The sequence below is a fragment of the Lysinibacillus sp. C5.1 genome (assembly GCF_016350185.1).
Classification (GTDB): Bacteria; Bacillota; Bacilli; order Bacillales_A; family Planococcaceae; genus Lysinibacillus; species Lysinibacillus sphaericus.
Genome location: NZ_CP066226.1, coordinates 81,725 through 107,962, shown reverse-complemented (window position 1 = coordinate 107,962; position 26,238 = coordinate 81,725). Strand labels below are relative to the sequence as shown.

Sequence of the window (26,238 nt, the reverse complement as noted above, 5' to 3'; positions counted from 1 at the left end):
ATATCAAATTCGCCCCCATGAAACCGACTGAGTTTCATTACTATCAACAAACGTTTGTTTGTGTAACTTCACTTCATCGAACTAGAGGCGCTTATTTTCAGTTTAAGAAGGCGCTTCGCTGAACACCAAATAAAGTTTGAACACTTTAGAAAATGATACCACACTTTTAAGCCAATGAAATAGCATTACTACTTACGATAAAAGGAGCCACCCTACATTTTAGAAGGTAGCTCCGTAACCATTATTTAAAATTAAATTTTTCAGGGTCTGGTCCGCAACGTAAGCCGTCATTCATAGCATCTAACTGTGCCATTTCTTCATCAGCTAATGCAAAATCAAAAACATCTAAGTTTTCAGTCATACGTGATGGTGTCATTGTTTTTGGGATTGTTACAACACCATGTTGAACATCATATCGCAAAACGATTTGTGCTGGTGTTTTGTTGTATTTACTTGCTAACTGTTGAATTAACGCTTCCTCCAACAAAGAACCATTCATTAATGGTGACCATGCTTCAACTTGAATACGATGTTCTTTACAATAATTACGTACTTCTTCCTGTGTCAGATGGGGGTGAAATTCTATTTGATTGATAACAGGAATAACCGTTGTTTCTTTTAATAAATGTTCTAAATGATGTACATGAAAATTGCTGACACCAATGGAACGAACACACCCGTCCTGATAAATTTTTTCAAGCGCTTTATATGCCTCAATATAGTTCGTATCTAAACCTGGCCAATGAATTAAATATAAATCTAAATAATCTAAACCTAATTTTTCTAAACTGCTAGCGTATGCGGCAAGTGTCTCTTCATAAGAAAGTCCGTCATTCCAAACTTTTGAAGTTACAAAAAGCTCCTCACGCGCAACTAGACCTTCATCAATTGCTGCGCGAATTCCTCGCCCAACGCTTTCCTCATTACGGTACACTTGTGCAGTATCTATGCTACGATAACCTTTTGCGATAGCCGTTTTAACAGCTTCAGCCAAATCATCTCCATCTGGTACACGGAATACACCATAGCCTACTAAAGGCATTTCTAGTCCATTATTCAATGTTACGTTTTCCATGTTCAACACTCCTATCCATTATGCAGATGCATAACATACTATTTACATCGTAATGCTTCATGCAAAAAAAAAGCAAAGAAAAAGACTGCTTATGAAAATTTCATAAGCAGTCTTTTATGTGATTAATCACGTTTTTCGTCGATCCCTTTAGGAGCATCCTTTTGGTCGAAACCTTCTTTTGGTAAATCCGCTGTTGTTGGATTTGGCGCTTCGCTTAGCAATTCTTTTTCAAGAACAGGTTTACCGACTTTTTCTAAAGTTGGTTGTGCTTCAGCTTTAGGCGCTTGTTCTACAACGTTTTCCACCGCTTCAGGTTCTGGTAAAACACCATGATCACGTAAATGTTCGATTTCTTGCGCATTTAATGTTTCTTTTTCCATTAAAGTATTCGCAATTAAATCAAGTAAATGGCGTTTTTCTGTCAGAATACGTTTAGTACGTTCATACTGCGTATCGATAATTTTTTGCATTTCTTTATCGATTTCATAAGCAATTGAATCTGAGTAGTTTTGATCAGAGTTGAAGTCACGACCAAGGAATACATTCCCACCTTGACTTGACCCAAATTGCATCGCACCAAGATTTTCACTCATACCATATTCTGTAACCATTGCACGTGCAATGCTTGTTACCTTTTGGAAGTCATTATGAGCCCCAGTAGATACTTCACCTAGCACGATTTCTTCAGCTACACGACCACCAAGAAGTCCCGCAATACGGTCTAACAGCTCTTGTTTTGTTGTGAAGAAACGTTCTTCCTTCGGTAACATAATCGCATAACCACCCGCTTGACCACGTGGTACGATTGTTACTTTATGAACTGTATCTGCTTCATCAAGCTCTAGACCAACAACAACGTGACCCGCTTCATGGAAGGATACAAGCTTTTTCTCTTTTGCAGAGTAAACGCGGCTCGCTTTCGCTGGACCTGCAATAACACGGTCAGATGCCTCATCGATATCGGCCATATTAATCGTACGTTTACTTTTACGTGCTGCTACAAGTGCAGCTTCGTTTAATAAGTTTTCTAAATCCGCACCCGAGAAGCCTGGTGTACGTTGTGCTACAGCTGCTAAATCGACTGAATCCGAAAGAGGCTTATTGCGAGCATGCACTTTTAGAATGGCTTCACGACCTTTTACATCAGGATGTCCCACTGTAATTTGACGGTCAAAACGACCAGGACGTAATAACGCTTTATCTAAAATATCTGGACGGTTTGTTGCTGCGATAATAATAATTCCTTCGTTTGCACCGAAGCCATCCATTTCAACTAATAATTGGTTCAATGTTTGCTCACGTTCATCGTGACCACCGCCAAGACCAGCACCACGCTGACGACCTACAGCATCAATTTCATCAATGAAAATGATACATGGAGCATTTTTCTTCGCATTTTCGAATAAATCACGCACACGTGAAGCACCTACACCGACAAACATTTCCACGAAGTCAGAACCTGAAATCGAGAAGAATGGTACGCCAGCTTCACCTGCTACTGCACGAGCAAGTAATGTTTTACCTGTACCTGGAGGACCTACAAGTAAGATACCTTTTGGAATACGAGCACCTATTTCAGTGAATTTGCGGTGATCCTTTAAGAAATCAACGACCTCTACAAGTTCCGCTTTCTCTTCATCTGCACCCGCTACATCAGTAAAACGAACTTTTTTCTTTTGGTCATCATAAAGCTTAGCTTTACTTTTACCAAAACTCATTACTTTATTGCCGCCACCTTGAGATTGACTCATTAGGAAGAAGAATAAGAAGATGATAATGATGAATGGAATAATACCTGTAAAGAACTGTACCCATCCACTCGTTTCTGGTGCTTTCAAGAAATCTATATTGCTATTCTTATCCTTAGCAGCTTCATCGATTCGATCCATCAATGATTGGTTATCGCGGGGAAGGTTCACTGTGAAACTTTCGCCTTTTTCATAACCTTTCATGGAACCTTCAACAATATATACTGATTTATCAGGTTGAATTTTTGCTTCTGTAATTTCATTCTTATCAAGAGCTTCTAAAAACTCTGGGTAAGTAATTTCTTTCGTCGGCGATTTACCGCCATTGAAAGTACCAAATATACCAATGATCACTAGGAAAATCAGTAAATAGAATATGGTATATCGAAATATTCGATTCATCTCCAGCCTCCTCATTACAAACAGAAAAATTATAAGTAAAATCTTAACATATCATGATTTCATCATACAACGAAAAGCCTTACTTAAAAAAAGTTTCGTTCGAATTTTGTCGAAATCTAAACATATTTACTCCCACTAATTACAATCCCAGCGAATTTGCAACCGGTAATTCTCTTTTGGCGCAGCTTTCGATGCGTCCGAAAGAGAATTGTTTTTTAACTAAGTCATCCGCTGGAGGCATTAACTTGTACCCACTTTTTAATCCAAGTGGGCTAAGGCATTAAAATGAATAAACTTCCGGCTTTAAAATACCAATATAAGGTAAATTACGGTATTTCTCAGCGTAGTCTAAACCATAGCCAACAACAAAGCCATCGGGAACTTTGAAGCCAACATAATCAGCAGCAAGGTTTACTTTTCGCCCTGATGGTTTGTCTAAAAGCGTTACAATTTTAATGGATTTTGCTTTACGGTATTTAAATAAATCCACCAAATAGCTTAGTGTTAATCCGCTATCGATGATGTCCTCGATAATTAATACATCACGACCTTCAACACTTGTGTTTAAATCCTTTAAAATTTTCACTTCACCAGATGAAACAGTCGCATTACCATAGCTAGATACATCCATAAAATCTAGCTCAATAAAAGAATCAAAACGTTTCATTAAGTCTGTCATGAAGGGCATCGCGCCTTTAAGTACGCCAACAGCTAACGGGAATGAATCTTGATATTCCTCTGTCAATTGGGCACCTAGCTCAGCGATTCTTTCTTGCAGTTGTTCTTCTGTAATCATAATTTTTTCGATGTCATTTTGTAACATATTGATTCCTCCTCGTGTGTATCAAAAATTTTCAACCTGTATGTAGGTGAAATATTTTACAAAGACCATTAGTCTACGATGAGCACTGTATCATCGCTTGGTTGCGGTGTAGTTGAAAAATAAACACCCATACGCACACCAATTACCGCTACGACCTCGTTAGATTGAGAAATCAGTAACGGCCAGCTATTTCGCTCATTTAAAGGAATCTTTTCATCTATAAAAAGGCGAGATAAACGTTTTGGCTTATCCATTCCTTTTAACAGCATTCGGTCTCCTTCCTTACGTGCCCTAATATAGAGTGGAAGTGTAAGTTTATTAGCGTTAAAGTAAAAAAGTTGTGCACTATCCGTAAGCAATTCGGATGCTAATTCAGACAGCTTAACGACAGATAGACGGACACCATTTTTTAATGTTGTCCTATCATTAGCAGTTAAAACAATTCCTTTTTCAGGGTAAATTTCACTTTCTAATGATTCGCTTTTCTGAATCGTCAATTTGCCATAACGGCGAACTGCCATAAAACCTTCTGGTAAGTGAATTTCTGCATACCCAGATGTTGTTTCACAAAGCTTTAAAAGCGAAGTTAAGATAGCATAACTTTGTATCGTATTTGAATCTTTGTAAAGATAGTTTAATAGTATTAAAATGAGCCTCCTTTGTAAAGCAGGTGCTACCATTTCAAATGCTTCTATCTCCATACTATACATATTTTCGTTGTATATTTTTACTGTTTTTGAAAATATGTCTTGTGCAAGTGTCATTAAGTACGCATCATCCTCTTGCAAATGCTTTGTAAATCGACTCGTCTGCTCAGCTACACGTGGGTTTTCCGCCTCCAATAGGGGTACTACGTGGTGTCTATAACGATTTCTTACGTAGGAGTCTTTCAGATTGCTCGCATCTTCACGATAATTCAAACCCTGCTTCCGTAAATATTCCCTTATTTCAGACTTTGTAACCGTTAAAAACGGACGAATTAATGATTTTCCTGCAAAAATACGCTTTGGACGAATACCTTGCATACTATTCATCGTAGCATTTTTCGTCAGGGCCATTAATACTGACTCCAGTTGATCGTCCGCATGATGTGCAGTTACAAGCTTGGTTGCCATCGTTTTATGTATAACTTCTGCAAAATAACGATAGCGTTCTCTACGACAAACTAACTGTGAGTTGCCATTTTCCAGTGCTAAAATTTCTGGAATGGGAATGGCTGTTGCATGCAACCTAATGCCATATTTATCGCAATAGCGTTGGACAAAAGCTCTATCCTCAGCGGATGCCTCACCTCTTAACATATGATCGACATGCACTGCCTCGACCTCAATGCCCCATTGCTCTTTAGCTTTCACAAAGTAATGGAGTAGTGCCATTGAATCTACACCACCCGAAACGGCGACGAGAAGATGGTCGTCTTGCTGTAATAATTGCTCTTCATCAATATATTGTTTGACCTTTAATTCAAATGACAAACGCTTCTCCTCCCCTTTTCGTTTCTTTTTACGAAGATTTACTCATGGAATATTGAGCCGGTTTAAATACAGCCCATGTTGGCACGACGTGGGTAACCTCTAACATCAATACCGTACAGTCATCCTCTATTGCATAGTACGATTGGAAGGACTGCATGATTGTTGTTAACTTATCTTGTATGGTTTTATTTGTGCTTGCTACCTGCTGTGCAAATGCTAAAAAGGCTTCTTCTTGCTCATCCCAATCGGCAATACTTGAAAACAGGCCATCGGAATGCATTAGTATAACATCGCCCGCCTTGAGCTTTCTTTTTTCAGCTTCAACCGCCGAAATCGACAAAAACCCAACAGGAGCTGCGTTACTCTCTACTTTCAATACCTCTTTACCTCGTAAAATATAGGTGGACATGCCCCCCGCCTTCCACGACCATAAATCGCCATGTTGTAAATCGACTAGAGCAAAGTCGAGCGTAGCGTACATATCATCCTGTTGCTTAAGAGACATCACATAATGTAAGGTATGCATCGCGGTCTCCGGATTCATATTGAAATTCAAACATTCCCGCATTAAATGAATCAATTTTCTACTCTCATGCTGTGCTTCTTTACTCTGTCCCATACCATCAGACAACAATATGGCAAATAACCCTGGATGCAGTTGGAATAGCGCGTGTGAATCACCTGAATATAGCGTTGCATCTTTTGACATGCTATATATATCATACTCTACTTCAAAGCTAATAGCTGATCTAAAGCTTACTTGAATGTGACGAAATGGTACATCACACGCAACAACTTTATCGATTTCAAACGGTTCTTCAAAAATATCGTATAAAATTGGCAAAATCATACGCTCTGCTACTGTTGTATCCTCTTCCCAATTAACACGTGCAGGAGCTAGTGCACATACGATTTTTCGCGCTCCCGCCTTATTGCTCAGCACATCAAGCTGAAAACACTCGATATGAGCATCCTTCAAGCGTTGAATAATATCCTTCTCTACGCTGACGAAAGAGATTGTTTCTTCTTTCATCTCTGCAATTAACTGACTAAGATGATTACTCATATCGCGTAACTGAAGGGCAATCATTTTTTTACCATGAAAATACTGTCCATTAATACGCTCCCTATACAGTTCCGTCTCCAATTCCTCGAAAATTTTTGTTGATTTAACACATTTATATCGAATTTGCTCTTCCACACGGTGGATAGACGATTCTTTCCCTACACCTTTCATATGAAACCAATCTGTCATAAGCTTGTCCATGCCATTATTTTGCGCTCCCCAGCACCGATCATGGCGAAAACAACTTAAACATGTATTCATAGGAGCCACTTCTTCTTTCACTGCTACAGGGGCCGTCATAAAGCGTTCAAATACAAGTTCTTTCATGAAATGAACGAAATGTTGAAAGTGCTCTAGCTTAAATGTAACATGTTCTGTCAACCAATGTTGCCTAGCTAATAACACTTCTTCACGTTGTGGGAAAAGCTTGTTACGCACTTTATCTGAATAGCTTTTAGGAAGAACTAAAAAAAGCAAACTGCCTATAGCAATTGACGTGAAGTACACGCTATCTAATGGCAACGTTGCGTCATAAAATAAAAAAAACACACTCGGCAAAATGCTACCAATTGCTACACCAAATCTCCCTGCACGAGCCCCCATACCTGCACAAAGCCCCGTTAAGGTTGCAACCGACAACATCCCTGTAAAAGATAACTTTGCCACACCTATAAGTGCTCCTAATACCGCTCCTATTACAGTAGCTAGCGGCACACTTCCCACCGATGCACCAAAACAAATAAGTAGTTGTAATAAAAAAATGGGTAGAGAAAAATAGCTAATGACGACGGCCTGCATCCCCGTAAGCATAGCCGCAAATACAACTAATGCTGAGCCTAGCCGTTCATATGTCCAATGGCTTGTAAACCACTCATAGGAGTTAACAAAAAGCACTTGCATAAATAACGTCATAATGAGCGCTAAAGCTACTTCACATCCTACATAAAATTGTACAAGCACTGGCGGAAGCCCTTGGTGCATTACTCCTTGCCATAATACTTGTACGATAAGTACTGCAAGTGAAACGGCAATACTTTGAGGTAACTGCCAATATCGGAAACGTTGTATACATTCATACATGCCTATTTGTAATGCTAGAATGAGGACTTGTCCAAAACCAAGGAAATAACAGCCTATTAAACCGCCTATTAAGACGAACTTCGCATACTCTTTATATTTACTGCGAATAATCGCCCAAAACGGGACAGAGAAAGGTACAGCTGCTTCAAACACCACAGATTGAGCTAAAAAAAAGGATGTTAAGAAAAATAGGGAACCTATCAGCAATTGCCTTTTTCTTGCCCCCGATTTTTGGTCGTCTACATTCGCTGTTTCATACCATTCAACACTAGTCATTACATAATCCCCTTTCTACACTTTTTCGTTATTATAAGAAATTATGTGTGGAAAGATTGTCTGACGATGGCAAAAAAAAATATAAACATTTCGACGAATACATATGCATAAATACGTTAATTGTCAGCAAGTACTAAAAAAATAGGATACTGAGCAAAATTACAGTAAATATTTTTCGGAATATTCTATTATTACGTGTTTTTATGGTGCTAACGTCATTTTTTGCGCTAATATTCATGCGCTCATGGTGTTTGTTCTCATGCAAATAGATGCTTTTTCATTTTTTTAAGATTTTTATTAAACTTTTTTCATAAAGAATATTGACACTTGGTTTAATGGATTGTATTATTTAACTTGTCCTTAAAAAAGAAATGCGGAAGTAGTTCAGTGGTAGAACACCACCTTGCCAAGGTGGGGGTCGCGAGTTCGAACCTCGTCTTCCGCTCCAATAACATTTCGGCGGCCTAGCTCAGCTGGCTAGAGCGTACGGTTCATACCCGTAAGGTCGGGGGTTCGATCCCCTCGGCCGCCACCATAATTGGCCCCTTGGTCAAGCGGTTAAGACACCGCCCTTTCACGGCGGTAACACGGGTTCGAATCCCGTAGGGGTCATACTGCAAAACGACTTAGAAGTATTTTCTAAGCCGTTTAAATTGTCGATAAAAGGCATCAAGAGTGAAGTTTAACTCCTTGATGCCTTTTATTTTTTTGTGTTTTTAACAATACTGAAGTGAAACCTTTTGTAAACAAGAACCGATAGTACTTGTTGAGCATCACATGGCAAGTCCATCCTCAGTGCAAATCAACATCCATATTAATTGGTTATAATACCTTACTAACTTACATCAGCACTTTTCGTATGCCTCTTTGCCAAAACTATGGCATACTTATGATAAAATGCACATGTTATTAGGAGGTTACCTTTCTTTGAGTTTATTAACGAAAGCAGCTTTAATTTGCGGGAGTGGCTCCATGATTATTCTCGTATCCATACTCATTAACTTACCGTTTGCCATACAAATATTTTTACTCCTTACTGGACTAGTCGTAAGCGTATACGGCGTGTACTTACTCGTAAAAATGGTGTCCCAGCCAGCGCAAAAGACAGTTAAAACAACACAGGAGCAACCTGCACCTGCTCCTAAGAAGAAGAAAAGACCAACCTCAACATTATAAGGTGTTTTCTTTATTTGCGTAGTTTCAATCTTTTGGAATTACGTTTTTTTTTGACCCTTATCATTCCAAATATACATATTCTATAGACTTTAAACCAAAAAAGATTAGCCTTTGTCATAAACAAAAGCTAATCTCCGTTCTATTTAATACACTTTTTCTACGATTAAAACAGTCAGCAAACTACCCTCTTCTAGCCCCGCGACCACCACGTTTTGACTCTGTAGCACGTTTTAATGTTGCTAAACGCTCATCACTATCTTTTAAGAAACGTGCCATTTTTTGCTCAAAGTTTTCCTTCGGCTGATGGCGTTCGTTACGATCGTTAGAACGATTGTCACGACGCGGACGTTGAGGACGCTCTGGTCTCTCAGCTTGAGGCTTTGCTTTACGGATTGAAAGACCGATCTTTCCATCCGCTTCAACATTCATCACTTTTACTTCAACTTCATCTCCAACTTTTAGATGCTCATTGATATCTTTTACATAATTGTCAGCAACTTCACTGATGTGTACTAAGCCTGTTTTGCCGTCTGGCAGCTCAACGAATGCTCCAAAATTTGTGATTCCTGTTACTTTACCTTGTACCTTGCTGCCTACTTCAATTGACATAAAAAAAATGCTCCTCCTTAAAAATTAAGCGACTCTTTTGAGCCATGTAATCAATTTAATCAAACTTTTTACTTCAATAAGTTTCTCTTTTCATTATATATAACTAAAAAAGAGTGTCAACAATACATAGCTTTTCAGTCGTCTTTTTTATCTTCCTTATCTGGCATAATGAAAATAATTTCGCCTTCCTCAGATAAGAAGTACTCTTTACGCAATAACTTTGCAATATACTCATCATCTTCTAATTGTTTAATTTTAAGATTGAGTGAATCCTGTTCCTCTTTTACCTTCATCAAATGCTGATTGGCTTCTTCTTTTTCCTTTTCCTTTGTAGCTAGCGTTTCAGACTGATGGGCAAGTATATTTAAGAGAAAGGCGATGATAACGACTGGCGCAATCGCAAAAAAGACAATACGACGCATTTTTCGTTTACGCGATTGCACTTTACGATTTATAGCCTTATCCGTGTTACGGACATAGTCATTATCAAGCTTGGTGTAGTTTTTCTGTTCATCTTTTGATGAATGACGTCTAGTCATGCCCGCACCTCCGAAGTTATTGTTGTCTTTTATTATACTTGATATATCGAAATTTTTTTAATAAAGTGTAGGACAAATACGAATAAATTTTGACAAAAGGCCTTAAGACGAACGCAGCAATTTTAATGAATATCTGTAATATTTGTCGAATAATAGCGATTATTAATCGGACAATAAACCAAAAAGGTCTCCATGTTATATTCACTACAATGCGTGCCATGAAACGTAAAAAGGTTTGAAAAAAAGTCTGATATAAAAATATACCAGCAATCTGCGCTAGCGGGTCGTAAGCCCGCCACGCGCCATCTTTTAGCCAAAATAATAAATAATACGTTAACCCTCCAAGCAGAATCCATGTCAGTAGCTCTAACACCATCATCCACTTTCGGAGGCTTGACTTTTTTGGAGTTGAAAAAACTATGAGCCTTACACTATCAATTATAAATCCCACTGCTATACCGCTCACAACCATGACTAATAGCTGAACGAATTGCTGACTAACAATCATCCAAACAATTTATGAAGGAAACCTTTCGAGAAGCCACTTTCCTCCTCGTCATACTGCAAGGTTTTTACAGTTCCTTCAAGTGTCAATAACCCTTTGTCAACATCTAAGTGAACGATATGCAGTTCCTCTCCACGAATCAATAAATGCCCTTGGGACGTCTTGATAAAAAACTCTTCCTGATCAAAGCGTTCAATTGATTTTACAGAAGTCATGTCCATTCTTTTACGATTACGAATCGTTAAAATATGCTCTCCAGATGGAATTGTGTAACGATTACTTTCTTGATGTAGCGTCATTTTTTTCCTCCTTTAGTCGTCCTAGCTTCTGTTCACTTTATGCGGACAACCTTCAAAGCATGACAAACTTTATGGAAGTTGCCTTACTTTTAAGAAGAAAAATTTACAACGTTACCTACACTGCTATCTATGACACTTTGGCAAAACTGCCATTCAAATTGTTGGCAATCCTGCACAACTATATATTATCACTAGCACCTTCTCGTCTTTTTAGCTAGCGTTTTGCCCGCCTACATTAGCGGCAATATGGCAGAAAACAAAAAAGCAATTATAGTAACGTTTGGTAATTTTAAAGATGGGACAGGCAAAACGACGAATAGTACGATGATTGCGCAAGCATTATAAATGAAAGCATATAAGGTTCTTTTGTTTGATTAGGATCCACAAGCAAATACAACATCTATTTATTTAAAAACAAAAGCATTGAATTCAGATGAAATCGTTTCATTAAACAAAATATTAATGACTGTTATCCAAGAAGAGAATCTTGCACAAATCGTGACAGAGGTAAAAGGAAATTTATACCTACTGCCAAGTTTCAGTGATTTCGCATTTTACCCTCGCTTCTTAGAGAAGAAGTTCCCAAATGATAAAACAACCCGTGTTCAATACTTTCCTTCATTAATCTAACCATCAAAAAAGATTACGATTTTATCTTTACAGATGTACCGGAAACAATTTCCACCATTACAGATGCAGCGCTTTATGCTTTTATTTTGTAGTAGTTGTACTGCAAACACAAGAGCGTAATTAACAAGGGGGCGAAGTGTTCACTGAATATCTGCAATTATTAATTGACGAATATGGCGCTAAATTAGATATTTTCGGTATTTTACCGGTGCTTTTGAAAAAGGGTGCGGCAATTGATTTAGCCACACTTTGATTTATTTATATATCTATATACTTATATATGGATATATTTTTGTTTTGGGAATTTATTTACACCAAGTTAAGGTGGTATATGCGTGTGCTAAAATGAATCGAGCAAGGTAGTTGGTCGTTAAAAAGGGAAAAATGATATTTAAATGCGATATGAGCCACCTATCATGTTGATATGTACGAACGATCTGCGAGTCAATTTGTTAGATGAAACACTTCTTCCCACCGATCGAATGATAAATTATTTGACAGCTCGACCAGTACGCAATGACAAGTGCGTGAAGCCTAAATCATACTTTCGAATTCATTTCAAATGAGCGTAACAGTCTTGCAGAACGACTCTTCTTCAATTAGTTCACTAGTGAAGCGACATTTGTGAAATACACTACATAGCCTTCTAAACAAACTTAACCCTAATTCAATCTATATGCGTCTACCTGTGCCATGTGATCCATTTAGTAACACATTTTGCTTATCTTGAATGAATTGCAGTTCTTTTAAATGAGGAAGACGAACCACCGCCTTTTGTCTAGTTCCTCTAAAAGCTTTTTCTCTGGAAAGTTAGCTAAACGAATTCGATATAAGTCCAACTAAATACAAAAGAGGTGACTCAAAAAAGGAAATTTCCTTTTTCTTTGTAGTCACATATTACAAAAACCTTTTCACATCTAATAAGGGCGAACTAGGATTTGAAGGCATTGAAATATTTAGCGCTCATATCTATATTCTTATTATTTTGATTAGAATAGGAGGTGCAAAATGGAATTTGTAACAGAACTCGCAACATCACAAGTGGTTTGGGCAATTTTGTGTATTTTATTAACAGTGGCAGTTATAAGGGAAATGCGAATTGAAAATGTAAAAAGAGAAACTAAAATAATTGATCTTTACGAAGATTATCGAAAAGAATCGAAAATACGTGAACAACAACTAATATCTCACCTTGAACGCAGTAATGAATCTCAAGAGCAAACCATATCAGCTTTGCAATCGATAAATTCAACTCTAGCTAAACTTGAAGGTCGTGTTGATAACATAGAAAGAATTTGCAATAAGTAGAGGACAACATGGTTAGTAGTATATTTTTTGCAGCGATTATAGTAAGTGACGACGTCTGTAAATGTGTTGATAATATTATTAAATCTGTAAAAGAGCTTAGAAATAATACCTACAATTTAAAATTTTTCGCTTTACTGTAGCGTGGAAGATTAAAAAACGCCTTTCCTTCGAGAAAGGCGTTTTCGTTTTTTTAATGAAGTATAGAGGTTTAACCTAATGATTACTAAGAAAAATATCATTTAAATTAATATACTCATTTTCCTCATATCACATTGTGGAAATTAAATATAAAATTGTATACAATAAAAACAGGAACATACGTTCCTTTATAGAACTAATCCTAAAGGATTACTTTCATATTGAATATTATTTCTAGTGTAAAAAAATAGTTTTTTTACACACCAAGTGTCACAAAAGAACAAAAAGTAAACACATCTCCTTTTATAAACATATTTACCAAAAGGAGGTAAAAAATGAATAAATCAAACGTGTCATTATGGTGTTCTTTAGAAAAAATGGTAGAATCATATGCGAACGAGACGGAAATATACAAAAAGGAATCAATTCTATCAAACATATTCGAAGAAATGAAGAGTTATATTAGTAGATGCATAAATAATGCATATTTGAAACCAAGAAACTACGGTCTTGAGATTCCAAAAGAAGACTTCGAATCACGATTTATGCAAAATCTTTGGGAAGCTGTTGAATCATTTCAAGTTGGTGGTTCTACTTTCAAGAATATTGTAATTCGTAGATTTGACTTTGCTGAAAAGCATACCTGGAATCAATATAAAACAAAGGGAAACAAAGAAGATAAAGATGGTGTTTCATACGAATCCGCAAGACTGGATTCATTGGACAGAAAAGTAGGAGGTTCTGAGTCAGAAGAAACAACACTTGCAAGTCTTTTAAACTGGAAAGTAATTTCAACAGAAGAAGAATATTTTGACAAGGTTGAAGAATCTTCAATTATATCTGACTTCGAAGCAGTAAATAAAAGGTATGCTAATGTAATTCGATTCATGGCGTTAGGTTACGAGGGAAATGCTTTAGCAATTGCAACTGGGGAAGCAGATTCTAACAATCCCAAATTTAGAAAACTGGTTCAGCGATCAAAAGAATCGTTTGCAAAATTTATGAAAGAAAGACCTTCTTTATAATTAGGGGATTGCACATTAAATTCCATACAGGGGTATTTTAATACTAAATTAAAACATAAGTCAGTTAAAGATTTAATTTTCTGGCATTATATTATACAAAAAAGAACATACGTTCTTTATTTGAGGGATAAAATACACCCTAATTCTCTAATTCTCTAATTCTCTAATTCTCTTTATTAAGAAAACTCCAATTAAGTTAGTTACTACAGATTAAAAGAGCGAAGTATTGTTATAAATTCCAATATTTAAGCTTCTATAAAAGCAACAATTCAGGAGGGTAGATATATGTCTTATACCATTATCAATAATTTCATCCCGGAGTCATTATATAAGCTTAAATCGCCATACAGGATGAGACCAGAATACATTACACTTCATAATACTTATAACGATGCGACTGCAATTAACTAAATAGCATTCATGCATCGGAGTCCTGATCCGGTAAGCTACCACGTTCCAATTGATGATAAGCACGCTGTACAAACCATCTCTTCATTTGTCCATAAATAATCTGTCTTCTATATTTTGGCGCAAAGACAATGTGATACTTACAATTCCATGTCGTGTGATAAACTTTTATTATCCATTTAGATCCCCTTCCGTACGGAGTCGGTTGATCAGACCTGATTTCATTGTACGGCTGGGGGTTTTTTCTTGTCCATAGCTAGAAGCTCTATAGAACCCCTCGCATAGCAAGGGGTTTTCAAAAAAATACAAAAAAACACGAGCCCAATTAATGGACTCGTGTTCGAGTATTACATATTACCTTCGTCCCAAGGGTCAATAGCCCAAGTTATACCAGCCACAGTTGCCTGAACACGCATTTTAGGGCGGTTAGCATCAGTAAGCTTCGTGAATGTATAGTTCAAACGACCATCGCCATTGAAGTTGCCTGCTGAATTTCTAAGAGGAATATTACCAGTGTATTCACGATGAGTGTACCACGAGCCATTTACGATAGATTGAATTCGTAAAGTTCCATTTACACCACTAAAAAACTCAGTATCCAATGTACAAGCTACATCGTAATTTGAGCCACTTTTGTTGCTGCCTACTACGTTAAGAGTGAAAACTCCTTGCCCTCCTGCATTTGCTGCACCTTTGATAGATTTACTACGAGAAAATGTTGACATAATAAAATTCCTTCTTTCCAAAGTTTTTAACAGTTTAACGACATATTTAGGTCGAAACTCACTCATAAAATGTGAATTTTACAAGGGAGTTATCTGAGAGAAATGGGCGTTTTCTTTACTGCTTACACTATATATGTAACGTGAATATCTCTTTTTGTGACGTTACATGAAAAAATTATTAAAATAAAAAAAGACGACCCGAGAGACGCCATAATTGTCTTAACCCACAATTTCCAAATCCTAATAGTAGCTCTTCCATGAAAAGTTCTGTTACTTTACTTTTCAACAAATTAAACCCGCAGTATTTGCGGAAATGTAAAATGTATCGCAAGAAAATTTCATCAGTCGTTCAAAAATACGCCATAATGCTGTTCCTTAAATAATTGTCTATATCGCCGTATCGAAGAATTTACACTACTTGCCTTATTTGCAAGTCAGCGTTTAATTGTTTATCATTTACTTTTATTGGTTGAGTGGATGAAACCTATGCGCAAATATTCAAACGGTCAGACGGATAATCCGGTCAATCGAACGCCTATAATTGGGGGGCGAAGCGTGCCAAGTCAAGGACTCGTTCTATTTCAAAGTGCATTATCGAGAAGTCGGTCTGTACTAGAAGAATTTAAGAGAGCTTTAAAGGAACCGTGATTTGTGATGGTTATTCGGCATAAGGGAATCTACCTGATGTCACGTTCACCAATTGTTGGGCGCATGTGCGACGTTATTGACTAAAAGCCGATAGCAATAACGGGCAAATTGGCATGGGTTACTATGATCAACTGTATCTCTAGAAAGTACCCACTATTTGGAGGAATAGATGGAATATCATTTATATTTATCCATGCAAAACACCCCAAAAGTTAGATTTATTACTCTAACAATTGGAGGTGCAGTTTTCTATAGCTAAATATACTGTGGAAGATAAATTACAAGCAGTTGAGCGTTACTTAAATGGAAATGAAAGTGCTAATAAAATAGCTAATCTTTTGGGACTAAAAAAAGCAATTTTTAAATGGGTTAAGCAATATGAAACTCAAGGATTAAATGCCCTTCAATCAAAGAAAAAGGGGCGTCCATCCATGAAAAAAGAATACAATAAACAATTGAAACAAACACTAGTTAAAGGCTCTACCGAAGCAATTGAAGCACGTATGAAACAACTAGAAATCGAGTATTTAAAAAATTTAACGCCTTAGTTTAAAACAAGGAAAAATCGCCAAACTGGACAAAGCACAAGTAGTCTTTGAGTTAAGGCAGAAATATTCGTAGAAAGCACTTGTAAAACTCGCTTGCATTTCACAAAGTACGTACTATGATTTAGTAAAACGTATGAATCGACCAGATCCAGATGCCGATTTAAAAGCAAAAATAAAGGGGTTTTATGAAGAACATGAAGGGCAGTATGTTTATCGCCGTATTAGTGATGAGCTAGTAAATCGTGTTCAAAAAGTGAATAATAAAAAAGTGTGTCGTACGTATGAAAAAATATAAATCCTATAAAGGAAACGTTGACAAAATTGCGCCAAATATTTTAGACCTCAATTTTAAAGCAGATGCGCCAAATGAAAAATGGGTAACAGACATTTCAGACATGTTGCACAAAGCACTCGAACGTCTACCTGAGCACCACCAGTTACCCATGTATTCAGGCTGGCATTATCAAATGAATAATTATCGTCTAGCTTTAGAATCAAGAAGGGTTGTTCAAAGTATATTAACTCCCGTCCTCTCACACCACCGTACGTACGGATTCATATACGGCGGTTCAATTAAGATGAATAAGGCAAAGCTCCATAACGAACTTGCAGACTTTTCAGCCCTTGGTTTTCCCAGTAGGAATTGCCGAGGGTCTTCTTCGGGGTTTCTCCCATTTCTTCCATAATCACATTCGTAATTTTCGCTTAATCAAACTATCCAACATTTTTAAATATCCTAAAGCGTAATATCCACACCAGCCCGTTAGTTATTGGTTTAATTTTTCGATTCCAGCTTGGAGATATTTACGAATTAGTTTTAATAAGGATTTATCTGAGATTCGTTTCGCTAATGTTGCCATTACGCGGTCATGATTGACCTTATCGAAGAATTTCTCTAAATCCATATCAATGACCCAACGAAAACCTTCTTTTAAATAACTCTTTGCTTTTCGAACTGCATCATGGGCGCTCCGATTTGGTCGGAATCCATAACTGTGGCCCTAAAATGTTATGTCATACTCCTTTGATAAAGTCTGCGAGATGGCTTGTTGAATCAAACGGTCTGTCACGGTTGGCATTCCTATTTGCTGACTTCTAACAGTTCACCTACTTGTCACCAAGTAGGTTATGAAGGGTACTTCACGTTTCCATCAGACCTCCCCGGGTAAGCGTATGCACTTTCACACCTTCTATCCGCTTCATTTACTCGATATGACCTTCGCCAGAAAGGACTTTGTTTTGTAATGCAAACTCATCCAATCATACCTAGCCTTATATGAGATTCGTGTTCCTCGGACCAGTATTTTGCCGCCAGATTCCGCGTCGCAACGGACACCCTTGCTCTTGGCTAACCTCTACTTCGGGGTTCGGGACTTACACCCTATAGTTCATACGCATGCCGGGTGCATATTAAAAACGAGTCCGGCGCCATACCGAACTCGTTTTACTCAATTTGCCTAATGAATAACAGTGTCTAATTTTTGGGGGACATTTCAATGTTGTTAAATCAACGTTTCGTTCCTTTCGCTCCATTAGAACTGATATGGTATAAAAAATTTCAACTTTTTTTATACTTGAAGTAAGATTGACCGATTCATCATTATTATCACTATCATTTTCATTGATTTTATAAACATAAGTCATAGCTACTAAAAACATTACATAAGTAATACTACTATTTATTTTATCAGCATTTCCCCAGGTTTCTACTAAAGTAATTTTTATTAGTCCTCATCATCAATAAATTCAGGCTCAACCTTTTCAAGACGCTCTTCTTTTAAAATTGTAAACATCTTTGCTGCATCTTCTTTTTTCACTGTATCACGTAATTCTTCCACACGTGCTGTAACAATTTTTTGACCGAAGCGAATCGCTAATTCATCGCCAGCCTTCACACTGCTACTAGCCTTCGCTACTTTACCATTAATAGTAATACGACCTTGGTCAGCGACTTCTTTTGCTAACGTACGTCGTTTGATTAATCGTGAAACTTTTAAAAATTTATCTAATCGCATGTTTTTACTCCTTCTCAAGCTGCTTGGCTTCATCCCAAAAAGCATCTAATTGTTCTAGTGTATAATTTGAAAATGGCTGACCGCTCGCCTTTACCTTCGCTTCAACATAACCAAAACGTCGTGCAAATTTCTCATTTGCATGCAACATTGCTTCTTCAGGTGATAGCTTATAAAAGCGCGCTAAGTTTACAAGTGTAAACAAAACATCGCCAAATTCATCGAGTCGTGTTCCATTAGACCCTTTCGCCACTTCCTGACGAAATTCCTGCCACTCTTCCGCAAACTTATCCCAAGCACCTTCTACATCTGGCCAATCAAAGCCAACTTTTGCAGCCTTTTTTTGATAATTGTATGCCGTTTGCAACGCGGATGACGGGCGGTATTCTTCTTCTAGCAGTGGTTTGTCACTAATACCCTTTTCTTCTGCCTTAATCGCTTCCCAATTAGCGACAACACCATCTGCATCCTCCACTGATACATCTCCAAATACATGAGGATGTCGACGAATCATTTTTTCACTAACGGAAGCCAACACGTCCTCAAGTGTGAAGTAGCCTTGATCTTCTCCAATTTGTGCATGTAAAAATACTTGTAGTAACACATCTCCAAGTTCTTCAATCATCGCAAAATCATCTTCTGCATCTACAGCGGCCAAATATTCATGTGCTTCTTCCAGTAAATATTTTTTAAGTGATTCATGTGTTTGTTTTCGATCCCATGGGCAGCCATTTGGTCCACGTAAAGTAGCAATTATTTGGCGGAATGTTGTCCAATCACGTAAAGCCTCTTCCTGTGATGTGACTGGAGGTACATAAACCGTTGTTAAATTATTTACTTCAACGCTTTGATCTAGCTCATACAGTGGCACTGTTACAAGCTTCTCTTGTGAGGAACCCGCTGCCGTAACAACGGTTACCGGATATTCATCATCATATTTTTCCATTAAAGTCAGCTTTACTTCAGATGCACTAAATGTATCATATACTTGCGCAATTAAAATGTGCTGACGCATATTAATGTCATGCATGGAAAAGCTAGTGCCATCAAGTAATTGAAAGCCCTCAATCGGATCGATTTTTAACGCACCAAAAATAGGATCTAAGAAGCTTTGTCCGCCTTCAATCACTACCTTCACTTTACCTTCATCCGCAGCTTGAATTAGCAATTGCACTGTTTGCTCTGCCACTAGCGGATGGCCTGGCACAGCATACATCACATCTCCAATTTTAGTCGCTTCAATTAATCGTTGTGCAATTTCTTCATACACTGGCTGGAACGTATGATGCTTTTCATATATTGCATCAAAGCTTTCAAATTGTAAGCCTTCGTTAGCTAACTCATCTAATACTGGATGATCCACCGTCCGAACAAATAACTTTTCGGCTGCCATTAATTTTTTATATACGCCCATTTGCAACTGATTGAAATCACCAGCGCCAAGACCAATTATTGTTAATGTATTATTCATTCATTCCACCTACTTCTTTCGATTTAACCATAGTTGATACACTGCCATTCTTCGACCGAAAGGCAGTAGATACCATTCTTTTTCAGCCAGTACTCGTAGCTTGGCAATGCACGTAATCATAACAAATGCACCAATACAAACCGCACTAAAACCAGCAACCACTGCCACTAAACGTTGAGATAATAAACCATCTAATAAAGATGGGGTAATTTGAAGCCAAAGTATGACTGCTATTGCCATACATAATGATGCAATGCTAATCTTTTTGTAAAAACTAGCAGGTGCTAATTGCATACCCGTTAATTTTTTTAAGTAAAAAACAAGCGCTAACGCTGTGAACAACAGACCCACATTATTTGCAATAGCAGCACCTAAAACACCTAATGTCCTAATTGTGAACACATTTAGCAGCACTTTCAACGAAAAACCTGTCATTAAAAACAGGGCTGGCTTTTTTAATTTCCCAAAACCTTGCAAAATCGCTGTAAATGTCAAAATAATAGACAACGGTACAATTTGGAGTACATATAGCATCAGTACTTCCGATAATGCATCTGTTTTAAACAGCATTGTATTTATATAAGGCATCACTAATATTAACCCTAGTGAAGCAGCCCAGCCAAATAATATAGAAGCTCTATATGTCAATTGTATAAATGGCAACGCACTACGTCCATTTTGCTTATTTGACATATGGGCAACGAGCGGAACGATTGCTAGAGATAATGAGGCAGCGATGACAACACCAAGTTGCACTAATGGTTGTCCACGATCGTAAATCCCTTTCGTTTCCTTCGCTATCGTGTGGTCCATCCCGCTATCTATTAATAGCGAATAGATAGTAAAAGAATCGACTAGTTGATAACCAAGCAGTAATAAACTACTCATACTTACACTTAAACTTAGTAGTGTCACTTCTTTTAACACTGGAAAACTGGCTAAGCGTTGTTTCTGTTTTCCTATAAATGAACCAAAGCGTTTTCTAAAGAGATACGCAATTAGTAATAAGCCTACGCCTTCTCCAATAACGGTCCCGATAATCGCCATCTGACCAGCACCGTAGAGAGATTTTGACGTCGCCATTATGATAAACGTACCGGTCAAAATAACAGCAACCCTTACCGTTTGTTCCAAAACTTGTGCATAAGCAATTGGCTCCATGATCCCTCTGGATTGAAAGCCTCCCTTAAAAATAGCAAGTGCCGGCATAACCAATACAATAAATGACCCCGTCCGTAATAAAGGAGCAAGATTTGCATCTCCCATCATTTTCGCAATGACGTCCGCACCAGCAAATAATGCAATAAAAAATACCCAGGAGAGTATCGTTAAATAACGAAATATAATCCGCATAATGCTTCGTCTTCTCTGTGTACGTTCTTCCACATCGACCACACAATCATTATCGGCCAGCATTTTGGAAATTGCTACAGCAAAACCACTCGATGTCCATACTACAAATATGGATATTACAGGATACACTTGTTGGTAAATATAAAATCCTTCGTCACCTACAAGGTTTTGAAAAGGCACACGATAAATTGCGCTTAAAATCTTCACAATGAGTGCCGCAATGGTTAATAATGCTGCACCCTTCATGTAACTTTTCATACCAAATCGTTCCGACATACATTGTCCTCTTTCCTTCGTTTAACAATGCCAATAGTATAGCATACCTCAAAAGTTTGACGCTCACCTGAACAATCTTTGGTATCAGCAATGCTTTATGTATACAAAAAAAGTTATTGTTCACCCTAAAAAGAGTTATGACAATAACTTTCGATGTTCATTAATTATTCATTTGTTTTGATAAGAAGTTAGCAGCTGTTTCCACAACTTTTACTTCTACTTCGCCAACAAAATGTACTTTAGATAAAACAATAATACAACCAATAGGATCCCCGTTCACCATGATTGGTGTTGCACAATAGGATTTAACTTGCTCATATTGTCCAGGAACAATTTCAATTGTTGTTTCCATCTTCTCAATTTTTGTTGAACGCTCGTCCATAAAACCTTCCGCAAAGGATGTAATACGACGATTAATGTATTCCTTCTTACCAATCCCTGCAACAGCGATTACTTCGTCTCGGTCTGTTACAAATGCCGGCGTGCCTAGTGTTTCATATAATGTTTCCACATATTCACGGGCGAATTCTCCTAAATCATTAATTGGAGAATATTTTTTCAAAATGATTTCACCTTCACGGTCCGTATAAATTTCTAACGGGTCACCTTCACGAATACGTAGCGTTCTACGAATTTCCTTTGGTATTACCACACGTCCTAAATCATCTATACGACGAACAATTCCTGTTGCTTTCATGCTAAACTGCCTCGCTTTCGTATTCATTAAAATTTTTCTTCAACAATAGTATGGTTTTTCTTGAGACAATCTATGCAAAAAATGAACGAAAAGGATTATGAATCCAACATTAATTTTTTTAATAAAAATTTGTCTTTTCATACAATAAGGATGAACTTGCCAATTTGTCAACAAGTTCAGCCTTTTTTCACATATTTTTTTTGGAATTTGCAATAATCTGCATTATTTCTTCTAATATATCAAAATGATGGTATTTTATGCATTTACGCTCATCAATTGTCAATATCAATTGCATACTATCCATACCGAAGCCAACAGCTCGCTCAAACTTCATCGTCTCGCTTACAATTTTACTTCCATCCACCTTGGCTGAACCTTCCTCAGATAGCAAAATGGAGATGACCTTTTGCTTTTCCTTAATAGAAGAAACGCCCATTTCTAATCCCCAAATCTTCATGCGTGCAATACGCAGCAATCGTTCTGTTTCAATTGGTAAATCACCAAAACGGTCTTGTAATTCTTCCATAATTTCTTCGTATTCATCCACTTGGTCCATCGCTTTAATGCGCTTATACATCTGAATTTTTTGATAGCCGTCTGGTATATACGCATCAGGAATATAAGCATCCACGTTGAGTAAAATTTCTATCTCTGGTTTCTCTTCTTTTTTCACGCCAGTTTGTCGCTCTGCAATGGCCTCTTCTAGCATTTGGGAGTACAAGTCAAAACCAACTGAATCAATAAAGCCATGTTGTTGCGCACCTAATAAATTGCCAGCCCCTCGAATGGATAAATCTCGCATAGCAATTTTAAATCCAGATCCGAGCTCTGTGAACTCTTTTATCGCTTGTAATCGTTGCTCAGCTACATCCGTAAGTACTTTGTCACGTTGATACATAAAGTAAGCGTATGCCACTCGATTTGAGCGACCTACACGGCCACGTAATTGGTAAAGCTGTGCTAAGCCCATGCGATCTGCATCATGGACAATCAGTGTGTTTACATTCGGAATATCAACACCTGTTTCGATAATTGTAGTCGTTACTAAAACATCATAATCCCCTTCAATAAAGGCTAAAATCACAGATTCCAATTGCGATTCCGTCATTTTGCCATGAGCATAGCCGATACGCGCTTCCGGGACAAGCATTTGAATCTCCTCAACTTTACGTGCCATATCCTCTACTCGATTGTATAAGTAAAATACTTGACCACCACGCGCCATTTCTCGCTCAATAGCTTCGCGCACAAGTGCCCCACTATGCTCCATAACATAGGTTTGTACTGGGAATCGATTGGCAGGAGGTGTCTCAATAACCGATAAATCACGAACACCTACCATAGACATATGCAACGTTCTCGGAATAGGCGTTGCGGTTAATGTTAAAACGTCCACATTCGTTTTTAATTGTTTTATTTTTTCCTTATGGGTAACACCAAAACGCTGTTCTTCATCTACAATTAATAGGCCAAGATCTTGGAACGTTAAATCTTTAGATAAGATTCTATGAGTCCCTATTACAATATCTACTTGCCCTTCTTTTAATCCTTTTAAAGTCGCTACTTGCTCTTTTTTCGTACGGAAACGAGATAATAAGCCGACATTGATAGCAAAATCCTGAAATCTATCACGGATTGTCTCGTAGTGTTGTTGCGCTAAAATCGTCGTAGGCACTAAAAAGGCAACTTGTTTACCGTCCTGAATGGCTTTAAAAGCTGCACGAATGGCTACTTCGGTTTTACCATAACCTACGTCACCACATACAAGGCGGTCCATCGGTCGTTCACGTTCCATATCACGTTTCACTTCCACTATGGAACGAAGCTGATCCTCAGTTTCTTCATAAGGGAACGATGCCTCAAAATTACGTTGATCGTCATTATCCGGTGCGAAAGCATGCCCTTTTTCTGCTTCTCGCTTGGCGTATAGCTTTATTAAATCATCTGCAATATCTTGTACGGCAGAGGAAACCTTTGCTTTCGCTTTTTTCCACTCTGCTCCACCTAATTTATGTAGCTTCGGTTCGCGGTCTTCAGATGCCACATATTTTTGAATTAAATCGATTTGCTCCACAGGTACATATAATTTATCGTCTGCACGATAGCGTATATGCAAGTAATCCTTATGTGTGCCATTAACTACTAGCGTTTCTACACCAATGTATTTCCCAATCCCATGATGCACATGCACGACAAAGTCGCCAGCTTTAATTTCTGTATAGCTTTTAATACGCTCTGCATTTGTCATCTTTTGAGGGCGTGATTTTTTCTTTGCTTGTTGTTTAAATAATTCATCCTCTGTCACAATTGCCAAACGTTGTAATGGTAGTTCAAAACCACTCGATAATCCGCCTTCTACAATGTACAGACCTGGTTCATTAGGCTCTCCAATTGTTGCATGAATATCATATTCCTCAAGCATTTCCTGTACACGTTTCACACGGTTTTTATCTCTAGCAACGATTAGAACGGTAAATTTCCCAAGCTGCCATCGTTCAACTTCACTTTGTAATAATGCCATTTGTCCGTGGAACTGTTGCATCGGTTTACATGAAAAATTAGTCGTTTTAGAAAAGGTAATACCCGCAAATGTACGAGAAAATAGCGAGAAATAAAGCTTCTGCTGCGACAGCATCGCCAGTATTTCCTTTAAAGAAAAGGCTGGTTTCACATCATGTACCATTTTCCCTTCTTCAATTAACGATAAAAACCATTCTTCCTCTTCACGTTCCCAGGCATCCATTACCTCCTGAATACGACCTAGCTCATCAAATAATACAATGCCATTTTGTGCAAAATAGTCGCCTAAATAAGCTGTTTTATCATATAGCAACGAGCCATATTTATTTACAAAGTCAGGTAAGTTCCCTTGTTGCAACAATTCAATATCATACTGAATATGTTGATACAGCAGCTCTTTTGTCTCCTGCTTCTTAACTTTTTTCAAGCTTGTCGCTAGCGCACTTTCTAATCGACCTGCTAAAGCAATTCGCTCTTCCATTGTCAAAATTACTTCTGATGCTGGTAAAATACGCACTTCTCGCAATTTATCAATCGAACGCTGGTCATCCGCAGAAAATGTACGAATGGAGTCCACTTCTGTATCAAATAGCTCAATTCGAATCGGCGCCTCTAAATAGGGCGGATAAATATCCAAAATCCCTCCACGCAACGCAAACTCCCCAGGTGTCGTTACCATTGAATTACGAACATAGCCCATAGCTACGAGCGTCTGTAACCATTCCTCAATTTGTACTTCGTCTCCGACTGCTGTCTGTAAAAAATAATGAATCCACTGCTCTTTTGGCGGCATCATTTTTCTTAAACCAGCAATTGGGATAATATAAACAGCTTTTTCACCTCTCACAAGGCAATCAAGCGTCGCAATACGCTCTGCTCGAAGCTCTGGCGAGGCAACTGCTAAGTCAGCAGCAATAAATTCATCGGCTGGGTAATAGTGAACATGTTCCTCTCCTAATAACCCAACAAGCTCATCCGCCATCTTTTGCGCCTGCAATAAATTGGGTGACACAATATAGATGGGTTTTTGCACATGTTCAAATAACGCATCAACCATAACTGGTCGTGCGCTTCCTGTTAAACCTGTAATAAGCTGTGATGCTGTATTGCCGCTCTGAATCTCCTGTAAAAATGATGTGATATGTTTGTCCTGCGACACAAGCTGTCGTAAAACTTCCACAGTCAAAAGCTCCTTTCAGTGCGAAAATTCTAATTATTCAATGTGTTTTATACTATTAATCTAGTACACTATTACACATTCCCATTGTCTAATTATAATGTTCACCTTTGTGTAATTGTCCTAGTTAGTTCACTTTTAGTTTAAAAAGATGATTCTCTATCTGTATCGATTTTTTTCATATTATTAAAAGCTGTGTAACCATGTGCTTCAAAAAATAAAAACGGAA

The 26,238-nt window shown here is 37.8% G+C and carries 18 protein-coding genes, 3 tRNA genes and 3 pseudogenes; 7 read left to right on the top strand and 17 right to left on the bottom strand.

Annotation, left to right across the window (positions count from 1 at the left end):
- Positions 1–241 precede the first annotated feature (241 nt).
- The 5 genes from I5435_RS00495 to I5435_RS00475 form a co-directional block, all read right to left on the bottom strand.
- Positions 242–1,075, bottom strand: a complete 834-nt coding sequence (locus tag I5435_RS00495; RefSeq protein WP_108031351.1) for an aldo/keto reductase — start codon at positions 1,073–1,075, stop codon at positions 242–244.
- 122 nt (positions 1,076–1,197) lie between these two features.
- Positions 1,198–3,225 (bottom strand): ATP-dependent zinc metalloprotease FtsH, encoded by a 2,028-nt coding sequence (ftsH, locus tag I5435_RS00490; RefSeq protein WP_024362607.1) that lies wholly within the window; start codon positions 3,223–3,225, stop codon positions 1,198–1,200.
- Between the two features lie 280 nt (positions 3,226–3,505).
- The gene (hpt, locus tag I5435_RS00485) at positions 3,506–4,048 is read right to left on the bottom strand and encodes a hypoxanthine phosphoribosyltransferase (RefSeq protein WP_025218332.1); all 543 of its coding nucleotides are present in this window, start codon (positions 4,046–4,048) and stop codon (positions 3,506–3,508) included.
- Between the two features lie 68 nt (positions 4,049–4,116).
- A complete protein-coding gene (tilS, locus tag I5435_RS00480; protein ID WP_108031355.1) occupies positions 4,117–5,523 on the bottom strand; it encodes a tRNA lysidine(34) synthetase TilS in 1,407 nt (468 codons plus the stop codon).
- A 28-nt stretch (positions 5,524–5,551) separates the two neighbouring features.
- Complete coding sequence (locus I5435_RS00475; RefSeq protein ID WP_024362604.1) at positions 5,552–7,945, bottom strand: SpoIIE family protein phosphatase; 2,394 nt, start codon at positions 7,943–7,945, stop codon at positions 5,552–5,554.
- 373 nt (positions 7,946–8,318) lie between these two features.
- On the opposite strand from I5435_RS00475, the gene I5435_RS00470 reads away from it, so the two are divergent.
- The 4 genes from I5435_RS00470 (at position 8,319) to I5435_RS00455 (ending at position 9,121) form a co-directional block, all read left to right on the top strand.
- Positions 8,319–8,393: transfer RNA gene (locus tag I5435_RS00470), tRNA-Gly, on the top strand.
- 10 nt (positions 8,394–8,403) lie between these two features.
- Positions 8,404–8,480 (top strand) — tRNA-Met (locus tag I5435_RS00465).
- A gap of 5 nt (positions 8,481–8,485) precedes the next feature.
- Positions 8,486–8,557 (top strand) — tRNA-Glu (locus I5435_RS00460).
- A 315-nt stretch (positions 8,558–8,872) separates the two neighbouring features.
- Entirely contained in the window at positions 8,873–9,121 is a 249-nt protein-coding gene (locus I5435_RS00455) for an SND2/TMEM208 family protein (RefSeq protein WP_024362603.1), read from the top strand.
- 180 nt (positions 9,122–9,301) lie between these two features.
- Here the strand turns inward: I5435_RS00455 and I5435_RS00450 are convergent, their stop codons facing one another.
- The 4 genes from I5435_RS00450 to yabP form a co-directional block, all read right to left on the bottom strand.
- Positions 9,302–9,730, bottom strand: coding sequence for a S1 domain-containing RNA-binding protein (locus I5435_RS00450; protein WP_024362602.1), 429 nt, complete (start codon positions 9,728–9,730; stop codon positions 9,302–9,304).
- 134 nt (positions 9,731–9,864) lie between these two features.
- The gene (locus tag I5435_RS00445; RefSeq protein ID WP_337983061.1) at positions 9,865–10,269 is read right to left on the bottom strand and encodes an FtsB family cell division protein; all 405 of its coding nucleotides are present in this window, start codon (positions 10,267–10,269) and stop codon (positions 9,865–9,867) included.
- Positions 10,270–10,285: 16 nt separating this feature from the next.
- Positions 10,286–10,777, bottom strand: coding sequence for a spore cortex biosynthesis protein YabQ (yabQ, locus tag I5435_RS00440; protein WP_024362600.1), 492 nt, complete (start codon positions 10,775–10,777; stop codon positions 10,286–10,288).
- A complete protein-coding gene (yabP, locus tag I5435_RS00435; protein ID WP_004229167.1) occupies positions 10,774–11,073 on the bottom strand; it encodes a sporulation protein YabP in 300 nt (99 codons plus the stop codon). The genes yabQ and yabP overlap by 4 nt, the downstream gene beginning before the upstream one ends.
- A 1,638-nt stretch (positions 11,074–12,711) precedes the next feature.
- Here yabP and I5435_RS00430 point away from each other — a divergent pair.
- Both I5435_RS00430 and bacL2 read left to right on the top strand, forming a co-directional pair.
- Positions 12,712–13,011: a hypothetical protein gene (locus I5435_RS00430; protein WP_108031358.1), complete on the top strand. Its 300-nt coding sequence runs from the start codon at positions 12,712–12,714 to the stop codon at positions 13,009–13,011.
- 473 nt (positions 13,012–13,484) lie between these two features.
- Positions 13,485–14,174, top strand: coding sequence for a BacL2 family protein (gene bacL2, locus I5435_RS00425; protein WP_108031360.1), 690 nt, complete (start codon positions 13,485–13,487; stop codon positions 14,172–14,174).
- Between the two features lie 489 nt (positions 14,175–14,663).
- On the opposite strand, the pseudogene I5435_RS00420 reads toward bacL2, so the two are convergent.
- Together I5435_RS00420 and I5435_RS00415 are read right to left on the bottom strand one after the other, a co-directional pair.
- Positions 14,664–14,761, bottom strand: a pseudogene (locus I5435_RS00420) (transposase); the annotation flags it as partial.
- Between the two features lie 168 nt (positions 14,762–14,929).
- Complete coding sequence (locus I5435_RS00415; RefSeq protein WP_108031362.1) at positions 14,930–15,307, bottom strand: hypothetical protein; 378 nt, start codon at positions 15,305–15,307, stop codon at positions 14,930–14,932.
- 899 nt (positions 15,308–16,206) lie between these two features.
- Here I5435_RS00415 and I5435_RS00410 point away from each other — a divergent pair.
- Positions 16,207–17,021, top strand: a pseudogene (locus I5435_RS00410) (helix-turn-helix domain-containing protein); the annotation flags it as partial.
- 267 nt (positions 17,022–17,288) lie between these two features.
- On the opposite strand, the pseudogene I5435_RS23125 reads toward I5435_RS00410, so the two are convergent.
- The 6 genes and pseudogenes from I5435_RS23125 to mfd all read right to left on the bottom strand — a co-directional run.
- A pseudogene (locus I5435_RS23125) lies at positions 17,289–17,588 on the bottom strand (reverse transcriptase domain-containing protein); the annotation flags it as partial.
- A 639-nt stretch (positions 17,589–18,227) separates the two neighbouring features.
- Complete coding sequence (locus I5435_RS00400) at positions 18,228–18,518, bottom strand: RNA-binding S4 domain-containing protein (RefSeq protein WP_024362599.1); 291 nt, start codon at positions 18,516–18,518, stop codon at positions 18,228–18,230.
- A 4-nt stretch (positions 18,519–18,522) separates the two neighbouring features.
- Complete coding sequence (gene mazG / locus I5435_RS00395; RefSeq protein ID WP_024362598.1) at positions 18,523–19,986, bottom strand: bifunctional methyltransferase/pyrophosphohydrolase YabN; 1,464 nt, start codon at positions 19,984–19,986, stop codon at positions 18,523–18,525.
- 9 nt (positions 19,987–19,995) lie between these two features.
- Entirely contained in the window at positions 19,996–21,615 is a 1,620-nt protein-coding gene (locus I5435_RS00390) for a putative polysaccharide biosynthesis protein (RefSeq protein ID WP_108031365.1), read from the bottom strand.
- Positions 21,616–21,775: 160 nt separating this feature from the next.
- Positions 21,776–22,312: a stage V sporulation protein T gene (gene spoVT, locus I5435_RS00385; protein ID WP_024362596.1), complete on the bottom strand. Its 537-nt coding sequence runs from the start codon at positions 22,310–22,312 to the stop codon at positions 21,776–21,778.
- A 187-nt stretch (positions 22,313–22,499) separates the two neighbouring features.
- Entirely contained in the window at positions 22,500–26,012 is a 3,513-nt protein-coding gene (gene mfd, locus I5435_RS00380) for a transcription-repair coupling factor (RefSeq protein WP_337983060.1), read from the bottom strand.
- Positions 26,013–26,238: the final 226 nt, after the last annotated feature.